This is a genomic window from Anaeromassilibacillus sp. An250 (assembly GCF_002159845.1).
Classification (GTDB): Bacteria; Bacillota; Clostridia; order Oscillospirales; family Acutalibacteraceae; genus Anaeromassilibacillus; species Anaeromassilibacillus stercoravium.
On record NZ_NFJK01000048.1, the window covers coordinates 1 to 4031 of the forward strand.

Below are 4031 nucleotides of genomic sequence, written 5' to 3' on the forward strand. Positions count from 1 at the left end.
GCGGCGGTCTTTCTCTTGCCGCCGATCTCGTTCTGCTGGATAAGCAGCTTCACAAAGCGGCTCTCATGCTTGGCGGCATATTCCGTCACTTGCCGGAGATTGGAGAGGACACCGGCGGTCAACAGGTCGGTGCGGATAAAGTGCGCCGTACAGTCACGGGTGCGCTTCTTGTAGCTGCCGCAGATGTAACAGTCCTGCTTACGGGTCTTGTTCTGATACCGCTGCTGGTACATCACATGGCCGCAGTCGGCGCAGAACAGCATACCGGAGAACAGCCCCACTTCATCATAGCGGTTCGGGCGTTTGCGCTGCTTGCGTAACTCCTGCACGCGCTCCCATGTTTCCCGGTCTATGATAGGCTCATGGTGGTTCTCAAAAATGGCCTGCTTCTCGATGGGGTTCTCTACGCTGTGCTTGGTCTTGTAAGAGGGCTTCTCCGTCTTGAAGTTTACCAGACAGCCGGTGTACTCCCGGTTTTCCAACAGGTGGACAACGGTATTTGTCGCCCATTTGCACTCATAGCCGGGGTGGTAGCGGCGGGTGCTGCCCGTCCTGCGGTATTCCAGCGTCCCCGGCGTGGGGATTTGCTGCTCCGTAAGCATACGGGCAATCTTGGTCGGGCCGTTCCCGGCAAGGCAAAGCTGGTATATCTGCCGGACTACCGGCGCGGTTTCCTCGTCAACGATATAATTCTCGTCCTCGTCCATGAGGTAGCCGTACACCGGCTTGCTGGTAACGGGCTTGCCGCTCATGCCTTTTGCTCTCTTAACTGCCTTGATTTTCTTGCTCGTATCTCTCACCAGCCATTCGTTGAACAGATTTCGCAGAGGGGTAAAATCGTTGTCCATGCCGCCGTTTGCGCTGTCCACATTGTCGTTGACAGCGATAAAACGCACGCCCTTTTGAGGGAACAGCATTTCCGTGTAAAACCCTACCTGCAAGTAGTTTCGCCCTAACCGGCTCATGTCCTTGACGATAACTGTACCCACTTTCCCAGCTTCAATGTCTGCAAGCATGGCTTGAAAACCGGGCCTTTGAAAGTTCGCGCCGGAATAGCCGTCGTCGGTGTACCAGCGCAGGTTGGTAAAGCCATTCTGTTTTGCAAAGGCTTCGAGTATCCTTTTTTGATTCGATATGGAATTACTCTCACCTTGCAATTCGTCCTCATGGGACAATCTCGGATAAAGGGCGGTAATGAGGTTTTGGGTGGCTTGTCTTAACATAAAATCCTCCGTTTCCGACAGCCAGCCCCACTATTCCGTGGTTTCATTGTACCACGGAATAGGGCTGGTTGTATAGCGGCAAAAGTGTCAAATCTGCTTCTTTACAGCTTGTCAAATCGCCGGTTTTTGTGTAGCAGCGGCTTCCGCTTCCAGTACCCGCGCCATTTTGTCGGCGGCGGTGGTGGTCGTGTCTTTCTTGAAATAGCCGGACACGACAAGGACGGAATTGCCCATGCGGATTTCCGTCACGCAGTCGGGGCGGCGGGCGGTGCGGGTGTCGGGCTGCTTGTTATCTGCCATAGGCAATACTCCTTTCAGTCGGTAATCAGTTTCTTCATGCTCTCCATTTTCCGCTGCGCGGTTTCCTGCCGGAAATTCTCGCCGGTAAAACGTACCGGGACGCACATGGAAAGCAGCCGGTCATAAATCCGGGAATGGGCGGTGTCCTCCGGGTTGTGCAGGCCGTCCAGCGTGAGGTTGGTCGTGACGATCAGCGGCTTGCCGCTGCGGTAACGGCTGTCAATCACATGGAAAACCTGCTCCAGCCCGTATTCCGTTCCGCGCTCCATGCCGAAATCGTCAAGGATAAGCAGCGGATAGCGGCAAAGGCGGGAAATGTACTCGTTGCGCCCCTCAAAGCTGGCGGCAAGGTCATTGAGGATAAGGGCAAAGTTCGTCATGTGGACGGGGATTTCTTTCTCCATGAGGGCGTTTGCGATACAGCCCGCAAGGTAGCTTTTCCCGGTTCCCACGCCGCCCCAGAACAGGCAGCCGATATTGTCGGTTCGCATATCCTCCCAATGCTCCACATACCGGCGGGCAATCCCGGTCTGCGGGTTCCTGCCGTTGTCGTTCTCAAAAGTCCAGTCCCGCATGGTGGGGTCGGTAAAGCCCCGGCGTTTCAGTTCCTCCACGGTGTCAAGGTGCCTGCGCCGCTTCTCGGCGGCCTCCCGTTCCTCGCGGGCGGCTCTCTGGCAGTCGCACTCTGCCGGGTGGCGGTCACGGCCAAAGACAGCGGCCTTATCCGGCGCAAAATAGGCTTCTTTCGGCTTGCGGCACTTGCCGCAGTACAGTAAACCGTCCTCGCCGGTGTAGTCCTCCGGCTCCGGGGTGGTGGTCGTCATATTCTCCAAAACAGCGTTGATTTCGTTCTTCATAAACTCTCGCCCTCCTTGCATGAGTAGTCTGGTATGCCCTTTTTCGGGGCTTTCCTGGCTGCGTCCTCCTGCGCCCATTTGTAGATTGTGGCGGCATGGCTGCGGTATCGCTTGCCGCTGGACGCGATATGGCAGGATAGCCGGTCAATGTAGTAGTTCCACTTGTCGGGCAGGTCTGCTTTCAGCCCGTCCAGTTCTGATTGCGAAAGAAAGACATTTTCATACCGGCCATAGGCGGCGCGGGCGGGTTGTCCCGTATCTAACTCTCGCTCTCTCTCTTTTTCTATCTCTATCTCTTTCTCTATCTCTATCTCTGGTGGACAAATGTCCGCTTGATATGGTGGACATTTGTCCGCCCCGGCCTTTGGCAAGGCTTTCTGCTCCTGCAAAGCCAGCCTTGCCCGCCGTTTCCGCTCCCCCTCGGTAGAGGATTGGCCGATAAGCAGTTCAATGTTGCTCATATACAGCGCGCCGTTCTGTAACGGCTCCACAAGCCCCAGCTTCATAAAAATCTGCAAGGCTCGCTCTACGGTGCCGACCTGCTGACGGGTAATGGTGGCAATCATCTGTGCGGTGTAGGGGATATTTTCATCAAGCTGCAACTTCCCGCCGTTTTTCAGCGATTTCAGGTACAGTTTCAAGAGAATGTTGGAATAGAGGATACCGTCCTGCATACTTTCCAGCAGCACGATAGCGTCCTCGTCAAAGTAATTCTCTTTCAGCTTGAGGTAGTAGTATTTTCGGTTGTCTGACATGGTTCCTCCTTTGGGTGGATTTGGGGCGTTTGTACGCATTTAGAACGCTGTTTCCGGGGGAAAAGGATAAATGTATCGCACACCCTTTGACACCCACGAAAAAAGCCTTGATTTATGCGGGTTTGAAAGGCTCTAAAGCGTGACATTTATGCCTTTGTTTCCGCTTTCGTTCGGCGGCCTTGAGTTTCTTCATGCGCCCGGCGCAGTCGGGGCAGTATTTCCCCCGGTTGGATTTGGGGACAAAGGCCGCGCCGCAGACGGCGCACCGTTTCCGGCTCCCCCGGTACAAGAGGGCTGCGGCCAGTTCCTCGTCAAGGGGCAGAACAGCCACACGGAACCAGCGGCACATGAGGGAAAAGGAAATGCTCTGGACGCACACGCAAGGCTCCCCGTCGTCTAACAGCAGGCAGTTCCCCTCGTCGTAGTTACAGCACTCATGCACCAGCCGCCGCGCCCGCCGGTGCTGGCGGTAGTCCATGCGGGGCAGCTTATCGCTCATGGCTCTGCTCCTTTCTGCGGCGGGGTTCCTCCCGGCGCAAAATCTGGTCGATATTCCGCTTGACGGTCTGCAACTCCTTGAACCGCTGTTTCTGTTCGTGATAGGTGTTATACAGGCCGGATTTCTTGGAAACAAGCTGCTCGATCTCGTCCTGCAACGCTTTCCGGGCGGGCAGCTTGGTAATGCCATGCTCCCGGAAATACCGGGCGGCTGCGTCGGCTATAATAAAGTCGCTCTCATGCGCCTGCCGGTATGCGGCGCGGGCTTTCTCGGATTTCTGCGCTTTCAGCCCGTCGCGGGCGGGCTTGGTCTTGGCGTAAGCAAGTACCTGTTGCTGCAACTCCTTTTTCCCTTGTAGCTTGGTTTCCAGTGCTTTCAGTTCGCCGCTGGTCTGGCG

General features: G+C 55.8%; 5 protein-coding genes and 1 pseudogene. All 6 read right to left on the reverse strand.

Translation table 11 applies throughout. The annotated features are described in order from the left end of the window. On the reverse strand, positions 1-1223 hold a 1223-nt coding region (locus B5F54_RS16945; RefSeq protein ID WP_140400418.1), incomplete at its 3' end, for a recombinase family protein. 111 nt (positions 1224-1334) lie between these two features. Then, positions 1335-1523 (reverse strand): transposon-encoded TnpW family protein, encoded by a 189-nt coding sequence (locus B5F54_RS16950; RefSeq protein ID WP_066522963.1) that lies wholly within the window; start codon positions 1521-1523, stop codon positions 1335-1337. Positions 1524-1537: 14 nt separating this feature from the next. Beyond that, positions 1538-2380, reverse strand: a complete 843-nt coding sequence (locus tag B5F54_RS16955; RefSeq protein WP_087221213.1) for an ATP-binding protein — start codon at positions 2378-2380, stop codon at positions 1538-1540. Next, on the reverse strand, positions 2377-3135 hold the full coding sequence (locus B5F54_RS16960; RefSeq protein ID WP_072854084.1) for a phage replisome organizer N-terminal domain-containing protein: 759 nt from the start codon (positions 3133-3135) through the stop codon (positions 2377-2379). The genes B5F54_RS16955 and B5F54_RS16960 overlap by 4 nt, the downstream gene beginning before the upstream one ends. A 112-nt stretch (positions 3136-3247) precedes the next feature. Next, positions 3248-3634: a cysteine-rich VLP domain-containing protein gene (locus B5F54_RS16965; protein ID WP_087221211.1), complete on the reverse strand. Its 387-nt coding sequence runs from the start codon at positions 3632-3634 to the stop codon at positions 3248-3250. Continuing rightward, positions 3624-4031 (reverse strand): annotated as a pseudogene (locus B5F54_RS16970) (relaxase/mobilization nuclease domain-containing protein); the annotation flags it as partial. The pseudogene B5F54_RS16970 and the gene B5F54_RS16965, both read right to left, overlap by 11 nt.

Coding starts and splice junctions, on each gene's coding strand:
- B5F54_RS16950 (WP_066522963.1), bottom strand. CDS start 1,523: ATGGCAGATAACAAGCAGCCCGACACCCGCACCGCCCGCCGCCCCGAC.
- B5F54_RS16955 (WP_087221213.1), bottom strand. CDS start 2,380: ATGAAGAACGAAATCAACGCTGTTTTGGAGAATATGACGACCACCACC.
- B5F54_RS16960 (WP_072854084.1), bottom strand. CDS start 3,135: ATGTCAGACAACCGAAAATACTACTACCTCAAGCTGAAAGAGAATTAC.
- B5F54_RS16965 (WP_087221211.1), bottom strand. CDS start 3,634: ATGAGCGATAAGCTGCCCCGCATGGACTACCGCCAGCACCGGCGGGCG.